General features: G+C 42.4%; 10 protein-coding genes. 4 read left to right on the top strand and 6 right to left on the bottom strand.

Annotated features, from left to right (window positions below; all coding sequences use genetic code 11):
• Positions 1-34: 34 nt before the first annotated feature.
• From J7E57_RS06710 to J7E57_RS06700, 3 genes are all read right to left on the bottom strand, one after another.
• Positions 35-343 carry a hypothetical protein gene (locus tag J7E57_RS06710; RefSeq protein WP_215126344.1) on the bottom strand — a complete coding sequence of 103 codons (309 nt, stop codon included), beginning with the start codon at positions 341-343 and terminating at the stop codon, positions 35-37.
• Between the two features lie 78 nt (positions 344-421).
• Positions 422-862, bottom strand: coding sequence for an Hsp20/alpha crystallin family protein (locus tag J7E57_RS06705; RefSeq protein ID WP_215126342.1), 441 nt, complete (start codon positions 860-862; stop codon positions 422-424).
• 346 nt (positions 863-1,208) lie between these two features.
• Complete coding sequence (locus tag J7E57_RS06700; protein ID WP_215126340.1) at positions 1,209-3,401, bottom strand: hypothetical protein; 2,193 nt, start codon at positions 3,399-3,401, stop codon at positions 1,209-1,211.
• Between the two features lie 178 nt (positions 3,402-3,579).
• On the opposite strand from J7E57_RS06700, the gene J7E57_RS06695 reads away from it, so the two are divergent.
• A complete protein-coding gene (locus J7E57_RS06695) occupies positions 3,580-4,593 on the top strand; it encodes a glycoside hydrolase family 130 protein (protein WP_317196526.1) in 1,014 nt (337 codons plus the stop codon).
• 120 nt (positions 4,594-4,713) lie between these two features.
• On the opposite strand, the gene J7E57_RS06690 is transcribed toward J7E57_RS06695, so the two are convergent.
• Both J7E57_RS06690 and J7E57_RS06685 read right to left on the bottom strand, forming a co-directional pair.
• A complete protein-coding gene (locus J7E57_RS06690; protein ID WP_215126336.1) occupies positions 4,714-5,073 on the bottom strand; it encodes a response regulator transcription factor in 360 nt (119 codons plus the stop codon).
• A 14-nt stretch (positions 5,074-5,087) separates the two neighbouring features.
• Positions 5,088-7,430, bottom strand: a complete 2,343-nt coding sequence (locus J7E57_RS06685) for a PAS domain S-box protein (RefSeq protein WP_215126333.1) — start codon at positions 7,428-7,430, stop codon at positions 5,088-5,090.
• 429 nt (positions 7,431-7,859) lie between these two features.
• On the opposite strand from J7E57_RS06685, the gene J7E57_RS06680 reads away from it, so the two are divergent.
• The 3 genes from J7E57_RS06680 to J7E57_RS06670 all read left to right on the top strand — a co-directional run bounded on the left by J7E57_RS06680 (position 7,860) and on the right by J7E57_RS06670 (position 15,364).
• On the top strand, positions 7,860-10,532 hold the full coding sequence (locus J7E57_RS06680; protein WP_215126331.1) for a family 16 glycosylhydrolase: 2,673 nt from the start codon (positions 7,860-7,862) through the stop codon (positions 10,530-10,532).
• A gap of 114 nt (positions 10,533-10,646) precedes the next feature.
• Positions 10,647-13,724: a SusC/RagA family TonB-linked outer membrane protein gene (locus J7E57_RS06675; protein ID WP_215126329.1), complete on the top strand. Its 3,078-nt coding sequence runs from the start codon at positions 10,647-10,649 to the stop codon at positions 13,722-13,724.
• Between the two features lie 17 nt (positions 13,725-13,741).
• Positions 13,742-15,364 carry a RagB/SusD family nutrient uptake outer membrane protein gene (locus J7E57_RS06670; RefSeq protein WP_215126326.1) on the top strand — a complete coding sequence of 541 codons (1,623 nt, stop codon included), beginning with the start codon at positions 13,742-13,744 and terminating at the stop codon, positions 15,362-15,364.
• 54 nt (positions 15,365-15,418) lie between these two features.
• Here the strand turns inward: J7E57_RS06670 and J7E57_RS06665 are convergent, their stop codons facing one another.
• Complete coding sequence (locus J7E57_RS06665; protein WP_131029254.1) at positions 15,419-16,435, bottom strand: GntR family transcriptional regulator; 1,017 nt, start codon at positions 16,433-16,435, stop codon at positions 15,419-15,421.
• Positions 16,436-16,582 lie beyond the last annotated feature (147 nt).

Below are 16,582 nucleotides of genomic sequence, written 5' to 3'. Positions count from 1 at the left end.
TAATACCCTCTAAAAAGTTCATCATTTTTTTTGCCTATTGCAATGGCTTGATTTCCAAGTCATCGAGTTGCGCAATCCGGAAGATTTCTTTCGAAATAATCGCTACGTTTTCCTTTAGTTGCTCCAGGTTGCAGGATATTGTTCCTAATGGTACCGGAAGACCTGCAATTTCCTGGATAAGCTCCATCTGGATTATACAGGCACCTAAAGATTCCTTTTTTCCTTTAAGCATGTTAAAGGTTTCAAGTGCAGATTCCCGGTCTGTTCCAAGCGTAAATTTTCCATAAGTAATTTTGGTGCCCTTTAAATGAAGCACCACTATTATTGCTAATGTAGATTCCATTTCGTTTAGGTTTTATTTCTATATCAGTAACTCCGGAATTAAAAAAAAATGCCGCCTAGTGCGGCATTTTCAAATTTATTAGCGAATCTCGATCTGTCTTGAAATTGCCTTTGCTTCCTCTTTTTTTGGAAGTGTGAGCTTAAGTACGCCGTCGGTATAACTTGCCTGGATGCGATCTACATCGGCACTTTCAGGAAGTGTGAATGCCCTGGTGAAAGCCGAGTAGCTGAATTCACGTCTGTTGTAGGTTTTTTCCGATGTATTGTTTTCACTGTGCTGCCTGGTAGAAATAGTAAGCATATCCCGCTCTACCGAAACTTTAAAATCTTCTTTTTTCAGGCCGGGAGCGGCAAGTTCGATATGATATTCTTCATTGGACTCTAAAATGTTTACAGCAGGAAGGCTGTTGATTCGGCGGTCTGAAAAAAAAGTGTCGCCCAGTACCGATTCGAAAATGTCATTAAAGCCTGGCAATAATGTACTGTTTTTCTTTTCTGGATTGAATTTAACCAATGTCATAGTGTGTTCTCCTTTTTTATGGTTTAAAAAAATAGACTATTAATCAATTAATTTTCTCTAAAACCCTTTTTAAACGGTTTTGAAATATCAACTTCAAGTGCTGTGCCAATGGTACTTTTAAGAATATTCAAATACTTTTTAGAAACCCTGGCTGAAAAATTTTCATAAATTCTGAACTTTTTTCAGCTTTGAACTGAAAAGTTTTCAGTTCGTTGGTCTGATATTTATAGGTAGTTGTTAATTTTATATTCCTGAACGATAATCAATCTTAGGAAGTCTTCGACTACACTCTCCACAGGAGTCCTTTGGACAGACTGACAACCGCAGTGCTTAACTATCTGTGCAGTTACCAATGTAACTGAAGGCGCTGAGCACCGGCTGAAAAAAACTCTAAATGTCCTTCATCTGTTTTTTGAAGTTTCAGTTGATTTCCATCCGAGCCCTGCACCCTATAGTCTGGAAGTTTAGAATTGCCATTGCCAATCAACCGTAAACGGCATATGATGCGGCTATCGCCCGATAAAATAATTTCAAGCTTCCGCTGCCCTGTTTTTTTTACCGATTCGACCGGATAGTCACAATAAAGCATACATCCATTGTCGAGTTTTAGGTAATGCCGGGGCAAAATCCCAAAGGCATTTCCCGCTCCATAGACTTCTTGTCCAACTTCGCCGCTTTTCTCCCACCCATCGTGAAGATCCTCCAGGGCTACCCATAGCTTTCTATCCACCTCACCGACCTTAACTTCTTCAGAAAGCAGGTTTTCAGGCAACATAGGTGGATAATAATATGGTGCACGGTCAACCAAATGGCGGATGTATTCAGAACAGAGCGTACGGATAGAGGGAAGGATTTCAATGTCTTTTGCATGCCTTAAATAGTCGTGGAAAGCACAGAAAACCTCCTGCTCTTCATAAACCGCGGTATAGGGCGCATCAGAAAGTGGAAAAAGTGCAAAGAATGAAGGAAAGTCTTTTCCATATCCATACTGACAGTCCCACAGCTGAACATTCTGAAAGATATTTGCCATGCAAAGGTTTGAAAGTTCCAGATAGATCTCTTTGCCGGTAAGCTTATGGAGCCTTAGCAGTGCGCCAGCTGAGAATGCGGTATTATTTGCCTGGTAAAAAAGTTTGAACCCCTTTCCCTTCAAAGTTCTGGCAGCCTTTTCAGCTTCCTTTAAATATTTAACCTTCTTGGTCAATTCATAAGCCTGCAGCAATATATGGGTATAAAGCCCGGCTACATCATGTTGTCCGCCTTCACCTTCACTGGTTTCAGCCTTTACAACTTTCAGGGTATCCATTTCATAAAATACCGGCCAGTTGTACCTAAAATGCCTGGCAACCTTCATGGCATAGGGAAGGGAATCGAGGAAAAGCTTTTCTGCATGTTTATCCCCTAGCAGTGCAAGCCTGGAAAGGTTTAAAAGCGGATGATGTAGGTACCATGAATCCATAACGTTAGGCTTTTTCTGTTCTTCTTCTCCCTTGAGCCTGTCCTGCGCGGCAGGAAGCCATCGAACGATTGTTTTCAGTTTATCATCGTAAAATTCCCCCAGGCCTTCTTTTATCTTTTGTATTACGGGCAGTTCGCGGCCATCCCACCTGCAATAGTCTATCAGGGGCAATAGCACTGCCAATTGCACCATGATTTCCGGAGGCGTTTCATAATCAGATATGTAAGCGTTGAAATAGTGCTTGCCATCTACCTGGCACCAGCAGCCCGGAGATTCGGTAAGGTCATGGAGCCCTTTTTCCAAAATGTCTGGCCAGTGGATATAATTGGTTTTGCGTGGTGGAATTTCCAGGTAAACCGAAGCCAGCATATTTAGGTATTGTTCGCTTAGCGCTGCCTCTGTAGTGGGAGTCTTTTCATCAAAAGCGATTATAGCATCGCTGATGATATACGCTGTTTTTTTCTTTAGCGCAAGATCAGTTGTAGGCGGAAGGGAAAAACCGATCTCCGGCCAGATGCCGCCTACGGTCTCTGCGGCAGAAGTTTGGGTATCCTGATTGTAATTTTGAAGGCTGGTTAGGTTCTGGAAATAAAATACACTGCCCCCGGTTTCTTTTTCAAACGAAAAGTACAGAATACCTGAACGGGTACCGACCTGCTTGAGGTGGACGGTGCCAGCTTGTTTTTTCTGGTTTTTATTTTGGGGGAAAATAATATCCCTTGGCCAGAACGGTATATGTGTGTCTGTCAAGGGAATATATGTCGTGGTAAATTTCAATAGCGGATAGTCCCTCTCCAAAACATCAATATGGGATTTAAATGTTCCCATTGTTGATTTCATGGAAACTGTTATTCCGGTTTTTGTTATTGCTTTTCTGGTTACTTCCAGTTTCCCGTCCGGCGAATATACCGCACGGAATACTACATCTCCTTCATTCCATTTGACCTTGATATAGAGCGAGGAGGGTGACGCGCTCACCGAGAAGCTGTAATTATTAATGGTTATGTTAAACAGCACATGCATGTTATCTTGGTAAAGCTCAGCAGAGGCTGCCACTTGCCAAGGTGAAATTCCGTTCATAGGCTAATGATATCTGGTATATGAAAGCAAACAGTCTTAAAACAGAAATGGTTTAATTTTTTTGCTTTTCCGGTAGGCCAGGTCTTATAACCATGTTATATAAAAACTTTAGCCACGTGATGATTGTTTTTTGATTATGAAAGACCTTGCTAAAAGATTTTTATCAAATCCGATCTTATTGCCCAAAGATATCGCACCCAGTCATAGTTCCCTTCAGGTTATCTGCCTGTTAAATCCAGGCGTTTTCCGTTTTAAGGGAAAAACATGCCTACTGGTAAGGGTAGCAGAAAACAAGGCGCAGAAAGAGGGCTTTGTGTTTTTTCCCGTTATGAACGAACTGGGCAAGCTGGAAATTATCGAAGTTGCCATTAACGATCCTGATCTGATTTCTACAGATGCCAGGGTTATGAATTACCGGGGATTGGATTATCTTACCACTGTCTCCCATCTCAGATTGCTGAATAGTGATGATGGTGTTCATTTTTCACAAAGCAACGGATTTCCAGGACTTTTTGGAATGGGTGAACTGGAGCGTTTTGGGATAGAAGACTGCAGGGTTACTGAAATTGAAGGAGTGTATTATCTAACCTATACCGCTGTATCGGCCTCTGGTGTGGGAGTGGGGCTTCGCACCACCAGGGATTGGGAAAACTTTTCTCTGCCAACCATGATCCTGCCTCCACACAATAAGGACTGCGCGCTGTTCGAGAGAAAAATTGACGGAAAATTTTTTGCTCTTCACCGTCCAAGTTCGAAAGAAATTGGAGGTAATTTTATTTGGTTATGCGATTCGGTTGACGCTAACCGGTGGGGAAACCATAAATGCATTATCAAGACCAGGGAAGGCATGTGGGACAGTGCCCGGGTAGGTGCCGGGGCTTCACCTATATGGACCGAAAAAGGATGGTTGGCAATATACCACGGGGCAGATGAGACCCACCGTTACTGCCTGGGTGCCTTTCTGCTCGACCACCTGAACCCTTCAATTGTTTTGGGAAGATCGGTTGATCCGATTATGGTTCCAAGCGAGCCATATGAGTTAAGCGGGTTTTTCGGAGAGGTAGTTTTTACCAACGGACATGTAGTTGAAGGAGATAAGCTCACCATTTATTACGGAGCAGCAGACGAATTTGTCTGCGGCGCTGAATTTTCTATCGCGGAGATTTTGGCAGTAACGGTTTCCGTTCGATAACTGCGGAAATATAATTAACCTCCATCAACTATACCACGCAGGCCTGCGCAAGATTTATCAAGATGTCTTTAAAAATCAGCATATCATTTACAGCAAAATCTATAATGGTGTTAAGCCAATTTATGCATACTGGTTTACCCGGGCAACGAAATGGTCGATATTAAAGGGCTTTGCTATAAATTCTGCGCCACATCCCGAACCCATAATTTCGTTCTTGGTCGTGTTGGCAGACATCATGATGATATTAATGACTGAGGTACGCTCATCCATGCGCAATTGCCTGCAGATATCGAGTCCGTTACCGTCGGGCAACATGATATCAAGAATCGCTATATCAGGCAATCGCTGCGAGATCATATGGTTGAACGCTGCGACGGTAGGGCAGCCATTTACTTCATAGCCTTCTTCAGACAGGATATAACTGACCACCTCACTGATATCCGCGTCGTCCTCCAGGACATAAACTAATTTTTTGCTCATTTGTGTTTGTTAGATTAGATGTTAATGTGTGTGTTGCATACAGGGACCGCAAATTTAAATGCAGCACCTTTACCAGGTTCGCTTTCTACCCATATCCGTCCTCCGTGGCGTTCAATAATCTCCTTGGTAATGTAAAGGCCCAATCCAAGTCCGGATATATTCCGGTCCTTTTCTCTTACCCTGTAAAACTGGCTGAATATATGGGCCTGTTCGGCGGCAGGAATCCCTGCGCCATAATCTATTACGGAAATAATTATTTCATGGTTATGGTTTACAGCCGTTATATTAATATCCCGGGAGTGGGGCGCATACTTTACTGCATTGCCAATCAGGTTAGTGATTACCTGTTCCATCCTCATTTTATCCCCCTGTAATACAAGATCTCCCTCGCGGACATAAATATAATTGTGTCCGGGAACGGTCTGCTCAAATGTTTCACAGATATCACCGATCAGTGCACCAAGGTCCAGCCGTTCAAAATTGAACTGTAATTTGCCAGCCTGGACTTTGGAAATGTCAAACAGGTCGTTTATAAGGATATTGAGTTTGTCTACCTGCTTGATCGCCTTGTCTAAAAAAACTTTGTTCATTCCATCTGAAGCTGTTTTTTGGAGCACCTGAAGAAAGCCGCTCATAGAGGTAAGTGGTGTTTTGAGTTCATGAGAAGCCAAGGCTATAAATTCATCTTTTTTAAGGCTAAGGGTTTTGACCTCTTCAAAAAGTTTAGAGTTGTCGAGTGCTATGGCTGCCTGCGAAGCAACCCCAACCACCAGGTCTTCATGATCCTGCAGAAATATGCCAGGTTCTGGGTGACCAAAGAAAAGCCCACCGATTACCCTCCCTGTGGAGGAAATTACAGGTACGGCCAGATAACTGACTACAGGCAGGTGTCCATCGGGCATCCCAAAATGGGGAGCCATTTTGCCATAACGTTCATCTTTTCTGATGTCGTCTACACGCACGACCCCCTCACCGCTGAAGGTGGTGTGGAATACTGCTGTATTACGGGGCATGCCAAATTTTTCAAACGCCTCACGGGGAGCGCCCGAGAGCGTATAGAGCATATAAGATTCACCTTCCTCATTGGTTTTATTGTAAAAGAAAGCGCCAAACGCCGCCCCTGTAAGTTCTGTTGTCGCATCGGTCACTTTTTGCAAAATGACATTAACATCCAGTTGTTCACTGATGCTCTTACCTATCGAATTCAGGATCATGAGCTTTTGTGAGTTGCTTTTTAAGGCGTTTTCTGCTTCTCTCTGGGCAGTGATATCCCTGGCTACCTTTGAAGCGCCAATGATTATCCCATCACTGTTCTTGATCGGGGAAACTGTTAAGGAGACTTGGATTTCCTTGTTTTCCTTGCTGATCCTTATGGTTTGAAAGTGATCTATTTTTACACCTCTTTTAATACTGCCTATGATACGTTCTTCTTCATCAAGGCGGTCTGGCGGAATCAATAGAGAGATGTGGCGGCCAACGGCTTCATTTTCGCTATAGCCGAAAATATTTTCAGCCCCTTTATTCCATGTGGTGATTATGCCCGCGAGCGTTTTGCTTACGATGGCATCATCGGAACTCTCAACTATGGCGGCCAATGCGGCCTGCTTCTCATCGGCAAGTTTTTGGGCAGTAATGTTACGTGCAATCTTACTTACCCCAATAATGCGGCCCTGCTTGTTCCTTATGGGCGACACAGTAAGCGATATGGGTATTTCAGTCCCGTCTTTGGCCAGGCGTACTGTCTTGTAATGTTCGATTTTCTGGCCTGCCCTTACCTTATTGATAATGTAATCTTCTTCATGTATCCGGTCTGGAGGGATGAGGATGGTAATATGCTTCCCGATTACCTCTGGTGCAGCATAACCAAAAACTCCTTGCGCTCCCTTATTCCAGCTGGTAATGAAACCATCCAGCGTTTTAGAGACGATTGCATCTTCGGATCCTTCAATAATGGCCGCCAGTGTAGCTTGCTGTTCTTCAGCGGTATACTCATCCGAAATGTCACGGATCATTTGGGAAATGCCTATCAATTTTTGCTCAGCATCAGTAATTGGAGAGATGGTAATGGAAACATGCAGGTCTTTCCCTGTTATCGATCGGCATACAGTACGGAAACCCTGGACCTTTGCACCGCTCCGTACAGTATCCACTAAGCGCTCATACTCTTCAAAAACGGTTTTTTCCATTATTCCGGAAACTGTCTTTCCGACCTGCTCCCCGGTAAAACCGAACAGTCGCGCTGCCGCTGGGTTTATATCTGTAATTTTAAAATCAATGTCATGGCAGATTACTGCGTCTTCCAAGCTTTCAAAAATCGACTTAAAGGTAAACAGTTGATTTAGGGAAGTTAAGTCCATACTGGGCGGTAATTATTTAATTAAAGAAGGTACATTCACATTAATACCTGATCTATGTCAACAACCCTGAGCGATAATAGTTTTAAGAATATAAAAATGCATCCCTTCTTGGACTGCCAATTTTAGCCTTTTTTGATTAAATCCGTAGACGCTGAGCTGGTGTTTTGCAAAAATAAAAATTTGTTTGATTTGAACTAAATGTGATTTTCGCATCATTATACAAGTTCATTATAAAAATCGCCTTTGCTTTCAGACGGTAGCGTTTGATGATTAAAAGAAAGTGATCTGCAGCCTGATTGGCATATCACGGCGGGATATTCTTGGGAACATTCCCAAGAGTTGGGAACCTTCCCGAGGATAAAACTCATCCAAAATTTGTGCTTTTGTAATTTTTAATGGACAAATTTAGCTGACCAAATAATAAACTTTATGAAAAGAACTTTACTATTACCTCTTGGGGACCATTGGCCCTTTTATGAAATTTATAGTAAAATTGCGATAAAGGCCTATAAAAACATTGTTTTCTGTTTAATTCTGGCTTTTAGTCTGCTCTCCGCACTTTCCGTTAATGCCCAGGCGCCCACAGGATATTCACTTGCATGGTCTGATGAATTTAACACGGCTTCACTTGATACTACACTTTGGAAATACCGCACTGGTGTTGCCGGAACCAGTTATTTAAAACCAGAAAATGTTGTTTTAGAAAACGGAAAGATACGCATCGATTTAAAAAAGGAAACTTACGGCGGCAAAGCTTATACTGCCGGAGGAATAATTACCAAAACACCAAGGCGGTACGGCTACTATGAAGTGAGCGTTAAAATTGATGGTGGTTATGGCTGGCATGAGGCTTTTTGGTCTTCATGGAAAAGTGGTTTTGATGACCTGAACCCCACTTACGATAATATGGATAAGCTGGAGATCGACTGTTTTGAACACTATGCCGATTATGCCAATAACTATTATACCTATGGTGCCATACAGTGGTCGCCGTTTACCGGTAATGCCAACAGAGATTACAAAACTGTAGCAGAAAACTTAAGCACCGCCTATAATGTATTCGGTTTTGAATATACGCCAGATTACCTTAATTATTTTTACAACGGGCAACTGGTTAAAACGGTAGATACCCGGAAACTTCCCAGTCACGACCTGTATTTATGGCTTACCTGTATCGCCAATAAACCTAATGCAACAGATTCTGGAGCAGTTTTCTTTGATTATTTAAAATGTTATGAAATATCACCGGCAAACTATAACCTGCGTAAGGGGCCATTTATTGCACATCTCGACTCCCTAAAACTGCCCCTTCATTCTGCAGCCAAGGACCTTTGGATTGAAGCCGAAGATTTCAAAAATAAACAAAACTGGACTAAAGAGCTCGATGAGAATATGGTGGTGCTGAAGGGCTATACCCAGCGGGATGCCACCAGAGACAGTACTGAGCTCACTGCCGTTACCGGAATCAAGATCGATAGTGCAGGTAATTACAAACTCTGGGTAAGGTCGAGGGATTTTACGATAGGACCGGGCACAAGAAAATTTAAAGTAATCTTGAATGGACAGCAGGTGCCAGGTGAGTTTGGCAACCATGGTGCAAATGGTTATGCATGGCAAAGTGCAGGTACCTACAACTTGCCTCAGGGCACAGCTACGCTTAAACTTTTTGACAGTTCACAGAATTTTGCGCGATGTGATAAATTCCTGCTTACAAGCGACACTTCTTTTATCCCTGTTGGAATAGGTGCCGATAGTAATGTACAACATGTTGCACCATCAGGAAGCGGTGAACCCTTTACTTCGGGTAACCTTGTTGTGTTAAGAATTGGTGATGGACTGACTGCATTAACCTCCGGCAATGCAACGAGCGTTTTCCTTGACGAATATACCAGTAGCGGGGCTTTGGTGAGAAGTATCCCCATGCCTGTAGCAGCAACGGGAACGAACAAGCGTTTGACATTATCTGTATCTGCTGCCGACAAAACAGAGGGTTATCTTTCCCGCTCTCCTGATGGGAAATTTCTTGCCCTGGCGGGATATGATGCTGCACCCGGGCTGGCTGGGGTGAGTACTTCTGCGAGCGCAACAGTTAAACGGACTATTGGTATTGTTGATGCAGACGGCATTGTAAATACATCAACAGGCCTGAATACTTTCAGTGGCGTGGCCATCAGATCTGCTGTAACCAGTAACGGAACCGATATCTGGACTACTGGCGGAAATAATGGGATAAGATATACCGCCTTGGGATCGGCAACCTCAATAGCAATTACAACACCTACAGCACGTTGCCTTAATATATTTAATGACCAGCTGTATGCTTCTACAACAGCAACGAACCTGCGGATTGCGCAAATAGGAACAGGCATGCCGGTAACTGCAGGACAGACAATGACCAATTTACCTGGAATTGCAACAACAAGTGGAAGTCCTTATGGTATTTACATGGCAGACCTGAGCAGCTCGGTACCGGGAGTAGATGTAATGTATGTGGCAGACGATGGCACAAATGCTTTATCTAAATATTCGCTGGTTGGAGGAACCTGGGTGCTAAACGGAAAAATTGGAACGGCGACTGATTTATACAGGGGGCTAACTGGCAAGCAGAATGGAGCTGAAGTTGTTTTGTATGCCACCCGTAAAAACAGTGGTTTAACAGCAGGAGGCGAGGTTGTTTCCATTACAGATACCACAGGCTATAATGTGAATTTTGCCACACCTCAAGTGGTTTTGGTGGCTTCGGCACCGGTAAATACAATCTTTAGGGGAATAGCCCTGGTTCCAGATACCATTACGGCACAAACTTTTATTATGCTCAGGTCTCCTGTAAAAACACAACAGGAAAAGGCTGCTGTTTTAAGGGTTTTCTGTTCCAGTGGCAGTGATGATCTACAGATTGTTGTAACATCCAAAACAAAGCTTCAGGGACCGCTCAGGATTGTTAATTTAATAACAAGAAATATTGTGTACACCGGTAATCTGAAAACTGAGGCCGAAAAATCGTCCAGTATAATCAAGGTGAGAAATTTAGCTCCAGGATATTATTCGGCCGCTTATACTACAAGTTTGGGGCTGATTTACTGTAAATTTTCCTACCAATGATGTTTGTATTATTCATCAAACTGCAAACGCATAAGTTAATTACTAACCAATTATAAGCAAGATGGTGCCAGAAACTTAATCTGAAGGAGAAGGGCCATACATAAATACAAAAACATGAGAAAACTGTTATTCATTATTTTTATTTCATTTATCAGCATCAACACCTTTGCGCAGCTTAGAACCATTACCGGAAAAGTAGTTGATGAACAGAACAAGCCTTTACCGGGCGTTGTTGTAAAGGCAGGCAAGGCCAATGGGGGGGCGGTTACCAATCTTCAGGGAAATTACACATTGAGTATAGCGGATACGACAAAAACTTTAACTTTTTCTTTTCTTTCCTATGTGCAGCAAACGGTCAGCATCAACGGTAAAAGTGTAATCAATGTAACCCTGAAAGAAAGTATTACTGAACTCGAAGAGGTTGTGGCGATTGGTTATGGAACACAGACCAAAGCAAATCTCACAGGTGCAGTAAGCAGTGTGTCGGTAAAGGAGGTTGAAGGCAGGGCCTTAACTTCCGCAGATCAGATCTTGCAGGGAAAGCTTTCGGGTGTAACCATTGTTCAAAACTCCGGGCGTCCGGGTGATGATAATTCGGAAATCAGGATCAGGGGTGTTTCTTCAATCGACAACAATAATGATCCTCTGGTTATCATCAATGGCGTTCAAGGTAATATCAACGATGTGAACCCCAATGATATAGAATCCATGTCCGTGCTCAAAGATGCGGCTTCTGCGGCAATTTATGGTTCGCGTGCCTCGGCGGGCGTAATTATTATTGAAACCAAAAAAGGTTTCACAGGTAAAGGGTTGCAGGTTGAATATAATGTAACCGGATCAATGGTGGATGCCACCAGGCTACCCGAAACAGTTGATTCTTACACTTATGCTTCTTTATTGAATGAGGCCAGGGTAAATGTTGCACTGGCGCCAATATATAACCAAACGCAGCTTGATCTGTTTAAAAGCGGGGCAGACCCAAATTATCCCAATACCAACTGGTATGATGTGTACTATAACAAAGCATATATGCAGAACCACTATGTGAGTTTAAGGGGCGGCGAAAAGAATTATAAATTTTCCAATTCGGTAGGGTATAAAGATCAGCAGGGCATATTGGTTGGAACCTCATCTAAAAGGCTTTCTTTCAACAGCAGTTTAAGTGGCAGTTTTGTTAAGAATAAAGTAAGGGTTAACTTAGGTCTGGTGGGTTATAATGAAAAAGGGAAGGAGCTTATCTCCCCTTCAAGTACCGTGCTTGCCGAGATCTCAGGATCTTTACCAACTGCATTTGTTCAATCTATTGATACCCTTACGGGCAATGCCAATTTATACAGTTATCCGGGAAGGTTTTTGGGCGCAATGGATCTGGGTGGCGGCATAGAAAACAAACAGAACAGCCTCAATTCGAGAGCAAGTGTAGAGATAGAGCCGATTAAAGGTTTAATCGGAAAGGTTTTGCTGAGCAACAATAAACTAAAAACAGATTATGTTAATTTCACACCCCGGTTTTACACTTCCGGTACTTACGAAGAAACATCAATCAACCTCAGGGAGTCGAGCCTGGAGAAAAGAAATTCGGAAAGTAACCTGAATACGTTTTTGGCAAGCTTGGAGTATGCCTTAAAAAAGGGCAAACACGAGTTTAAATTCCTGGCTGCCCACGAAAGATTGGAAATGATCTATAATTACGATATGGGCAGTGTGAAAAACCTTTCTTCCAATCAGCCAATATTCAATTATGGTGACCCAACATCGCCGTTTTTGAGCAGTGCAGCAAACGAAACCGCTACGGCATCTCTGTTCGGCCGCTTCAATTATTCCTATGCCGGTAAATACCTGCTCGAGCTGAACATGAGAAGGGATGGTTCCTCGCGTTTTGCCGATGGAAGAAAATGGGGTAATTTTCCTTCGGTTTCTGCCGGATGGAGAATCAGTGAAGAGGGATTTTTTAAAGGAATTAAAAAAGATGTATATCTAAAACTGAGGGGATCGTGGGGTAAGCTGGGCAACCAGAACATCTTTACCCAATATGCCTTTGCCGATCAGATGAGCGGCTCGGAATATTATGCTTTTGGCAATGCAATTGTACCAGGCAGGGGTACCATCATTTTGGCCAATAAAGATACCCGCTGGGAAACTACAGAGCAGTTTGATGCGGGATTTGATATGATCCTGTGGAACAGGCTGAGCATTACCGCCGATTACTTTAATAAAAAGACTTACGATATCCTTGCCCGTGTTACCATTCCGCCTTCGCTAGGGGTTACAGTGCTTCCTTATCAGAATATAGGAGATATGGTAAACAAGGGTATCGAGATGAGTATCGGTTACAATTCGCCTGTAAACAACAAGAAAATAAACTATGGCTTTACTGTAAATGCCAGTTATATCACAAATAAACTAACATCATTGGGCGGTCTGCCTTATGTAGATCATAGCACAACCAACCGCAGTGTGGTAGGTGAGCCTTTTTCTTCATTTTACGGCTATAAAGTAGATGGGATCTATCAGGTGTCAGATTTTACCTGGCAGAACGGTAGTGATCCTTCTATTCCGCATGCCAGCAGGACCTATACCCTAAAACCGGGAATGCCCAATGTATCAGGGGTAATGAGCAATCCCGCGCCCGGTGATATTAAAATCAGCGATGTTAAAAGCGATGGGGTGATTAATGCGGATGATAAAACCCTGATCGGTAATCCTATCCCCAAACTGCAATATTCACTTTCGGCTAATGTATCCTATAAGAATTTTGGCTTAAATGTTATTGCACAAGGCACAGGACGTACTGATGCCTATATGAACGGTAATCTGATTGGGCCTTTTTTCAACACCACGGGCCCCTTGCTCACCAGTACGGTAACCGACCGGTGGACCATTGATAATCCTTCTGAAAAGTATCAAAGGATATATGTAGATAAAGGACGTGATGCGCTGATTACAAGTTACAACATATACAACGCTGCTTATTTCAGGCTTAAAAGCTTACAGTTATCCTACACTTTTAATTCTGCATTTACCAGGAAATTTGATGTAAGCAGGTGCAGGGTTTTTGTAAGTGGTGAAAACCTTTTCCTGATCTCTGACTTTCCTAAGGGCTTTGATCCTGAAAGACGTTCTACAAACGTTACTGCCGCTTTCCACCCGCAGGTAGCTACTTATTCTATTGGCCTTAACCTTAATTTTTAACCTCAAAGCATACAAAGATGAGAACGATAAAATATATACTTTTAAGCTGTATGGCCTGTCTGCTCTTCGGCTGTACCAAAGAATTTCTAGACCGTAAACCGATCGATTTTCTCGCTCCCGATAATTTTGAAACTGAAAACGATATCAGAGAGGCTGTAAATGGAATCTACAGGGCATACGTTTCCGATAAAAACGAGCCTATCTATACCGACTTCATTGTTGATAATGGCTATTTTCCTGATTACAGGGACATGTGGAACAGAACTTACAACAACGAAACCAGTTACATCGTTAACAAATGGTCGAGAGATTATAAGGTGATATTGAGGGCAAACACCGTACTTGCCTATATCGATAAAGTGAAACTTACCGAATCTGCATACAAACAATATAAAGGAGAAACCACATTTTTGCGTGCGCTCTCCTATGCCGACCTGTCTTTCTTTTTTGGAGGCGTTCCCATGCGTTTAAAACCAGAAGGACTGGAAGAGGCGAATAAGGCACTGAGCTCTAATGCAGAAATTGTTGAGCTTGTGCTTAAAGATCTGGAAGATGCAGCTGCATTATTGCCCGTATCCTATGCCGCTTCTGAAAAAGGGCGTGCAACAAAAGGTGCTGCGCTGGCCATAAAAGCAAGGGTACTGTTATACAATAAAAGATATGAAGAGGCGGCAGCCTATTGTGTTAAAGTTAAGGCTTTGAATTACTATAAGATCATGCCCGATTATAAAACAATGTTCTTGCCCGAAGGGGAGGCTGGTAACCTGGAAACAATTTTCGATATGCAATATCAAACCAATGCGCTACCGCAAGGACTATCAAATTCATGGTACGATAGGTTTTATCTGTTCTCTGGTTATCAGGTTTCTCACGATCTGTATGAACAGTATTATTCTACCAATGGCCTCTCAATTACCAATCCGGCAAATAAACTGTACAATCCCGCAGTAAGAACTTCTGATCTGGTTGCCCCTTCAACCTATGTATTAAATGGGGGTTACGACAATAGGTTTCAAAACCGCGATCCAAGGATGCATTTCTCGATTGTTGTTCCCTATACTATCGATTCGTATAATGCGACAACCAAAGCACCAGGTGTATTTTACCCGACTGATAAAAAAGCAGCCAATCTAACCAGTTTCAGGGTGAGGAAGTATGTAGATTATACCAATTACAATGTTTCGGGTATTTCTGGGGTAAACCCCATCATCATCAGGTATGCCGATGTGCTGCTGATGGAGGCTGAGGCACTTGTAGAAAAAGGAGGTTACGATGAGGCTTATGTTTACTCGCTGATCAACCAGGTGAGGCAGCGCACCAGCGTGATGATGCCAAAGGTTGAAACTGCCGAGGGTTTAGGTCTTTCTCAACAAGTTTTAAGAAATGTGATCAGGCACGAGCGAAGGGTAGAATTTGCATTTGAGGGATTGAGGATTTTTGATATCATGCGTTGGGAGAACGGTACGGACGCCTATAAGGATTTAAAAGGCTTTAACCCTGCTAAATTAACCAGGTTTGCATCTACCGGAATTGTATATGAGATGACCACGGCATTGCAGCGGACGCCCTTTGACGCCTCTAAAGGATATTTATGGCCCATCCCAAAAACGGAAACCGATGCCAATAAACTGATTAAATAAGAAGATCTGCTGCCTGTTGATATCCTCAATATGTTTTGGATATCAACGGGTTCTTTAGAGCGAATGTCTTTTGATAACTTTTGTCGGGTTTCTCGTAATCACGATTTTTTCATCCAGGATGGCTTGTGCGACTGTCTTACCCATTGCCTCAAAATCAGTTGAGATGACCGTAATACCATCTTCAAGCACTTCTTTCACAAGCGTATCATTATAAGAGATGAGACCTATATCCTTCCCTAACTTAAGTTTCTTTTTTCGGGCGAGCTTAATTAACATGACATCATCGGTGTCGTACCTGCTGAAGGTTACATAAGCATTCCCTTTTTGAAAAGTCTTTTCATCAATCTCAGATTGTATCAGGTAAGGGTACTCAGTTTCAGTGCAATAATGTAAAAAACCTTCAATTACCAGCCTGGCATGTACCGCTTCGGGATGGGCAACCAAGATCAGCCGATCGTATTTTTTTAACTCAGCCTGTAGCTTATGAAGGCTATTATAAATGTCATAGCCGTAATCCTGGTATATACTACTGTAATTGCCTGATAAACCCTGCTCGTTTAAATCAATAATTATTCTTTTCTTGTCGGGAATCAGGTTCAGGAGCGGGGCTACATTTTCTTTTAAAAAAGTTGCAACGACGTAATGTGTATATGATCCCAGATTTTCTTTGATCAATTTTTCGAATACCTGATAATTATGGTGGTGAAAGTAGATATCTATATCGGCTCGGTTTTCCAGTTGATTAAAAAGCGTCCTGTAAAACTGTTCACGCAGAATATTCATTTTGTCAAGTAACAAAAACACGCGGAAGGAATGATGAATGGCCTTTTTACGTACGTAATATCCTTTCCTGTATACAGATTCCACGATACCTTTTTCAACAAGCTCATTCAGGCCTTTGAGTAAAGTTTCCTTACTCATTTTTAATTGCAACTGCAGCTGCTTAAGAGAAGGCAGCTGATCTCCAATACGTAGCTGATCAATTTCAATCAGTGACATAATGTGATCGGCAAGCTGCTGATATTTCATTTTGCCTTGATTGCCTTTCTGGAGTGTGTTTTCAGAGGTCATAGGTATATTATTTAGGCAAATGTAATTAATACACCATACAAACCAAACCAGCCCACCTAACAATTATTTAATAATCTCTCCATTTTGAGTGCAAGGAGCTTTTTTTTATTTTTTTATCTTTTGTAAAGAAATAAAATATATTATATT

Origin of the sequence: Pedobacter sp. ISL-64 (genome assembly GCF_018613605.1) — a bacterium.
Lineage (GTDB): Bacteria > Bacteroidota > Bacteroidia > Sphingobacteriales > Sphingobacteriaceae > Pedobacter.
This window is presented reverse-complemented; position numbering and strand designations above follow the sequence as displayed.

Bases quoted from the DNA above. Each gene is read 5' to 3' on its own strand.
- J7E57_RS06710 (WP_215126344.1), bottom strand. From the start codon at position 343: ATGGAATCTACATTAGCAATAATAGTGGTGCTTCATTTAAAGGGCACC.
- J7E57_RS06685 (WP_215126333.1), bottom strand. From the start codon at position 7,430: ATGGACTTAACTTCCCTAAATCAACTGTTTACCTTTAAGTCGATTTTT.
- J7E57_RS06670 (WP_215126326.1), top strand. From the start codon at position 13,742: ATGAGAACGATAAAATATATACTTTTAAGCTGTATGGCCTGTCTGCTC.
- J7E57_RS06665 (WP_131029254.1), bottom strand. From the start codon at position 16,435: ATGACCTCTGAAAACACACTCCAGAAAGGCAATCAAGGCAAAATGAAA.
- J7E57_RS06690 (WP_215126336.1), bottom strand. From the start codon at position 5,073: ATGAGCAAAAAATTAGTTTATGTCCTGGAGGACGACGCGGATATCAGT.
- J7E57_RS06700 (WP_215126340.1), bottom strand. From the start codon at position 3,401: ATGAACGGAATTTCACCTTGGCAAGTGGCAGCCTCTGCTGAGCTTTAC.
- J7E57_RS06675 (WP_215126329.1), top strand. From the start codon at position 10,647: ATGAGAAAACTGTTATTCATTATTTTTATTTCATTTATCAGCATCAAC.
- J7E57_RS06705 (WP_215126342.1), bottom strand. From the start codon at position 862: ATGACATTGGTTAAATTCAATCCAGAAAAGAAAAACAGTACATTATTG.
- J7E57_RS06680 (WP_215126331.1), top strand. From the start codon at position 7,860: ATGAAAAGAACTTTACTATTACCTCTTGGGGACCATTGGCCCTTTTAT.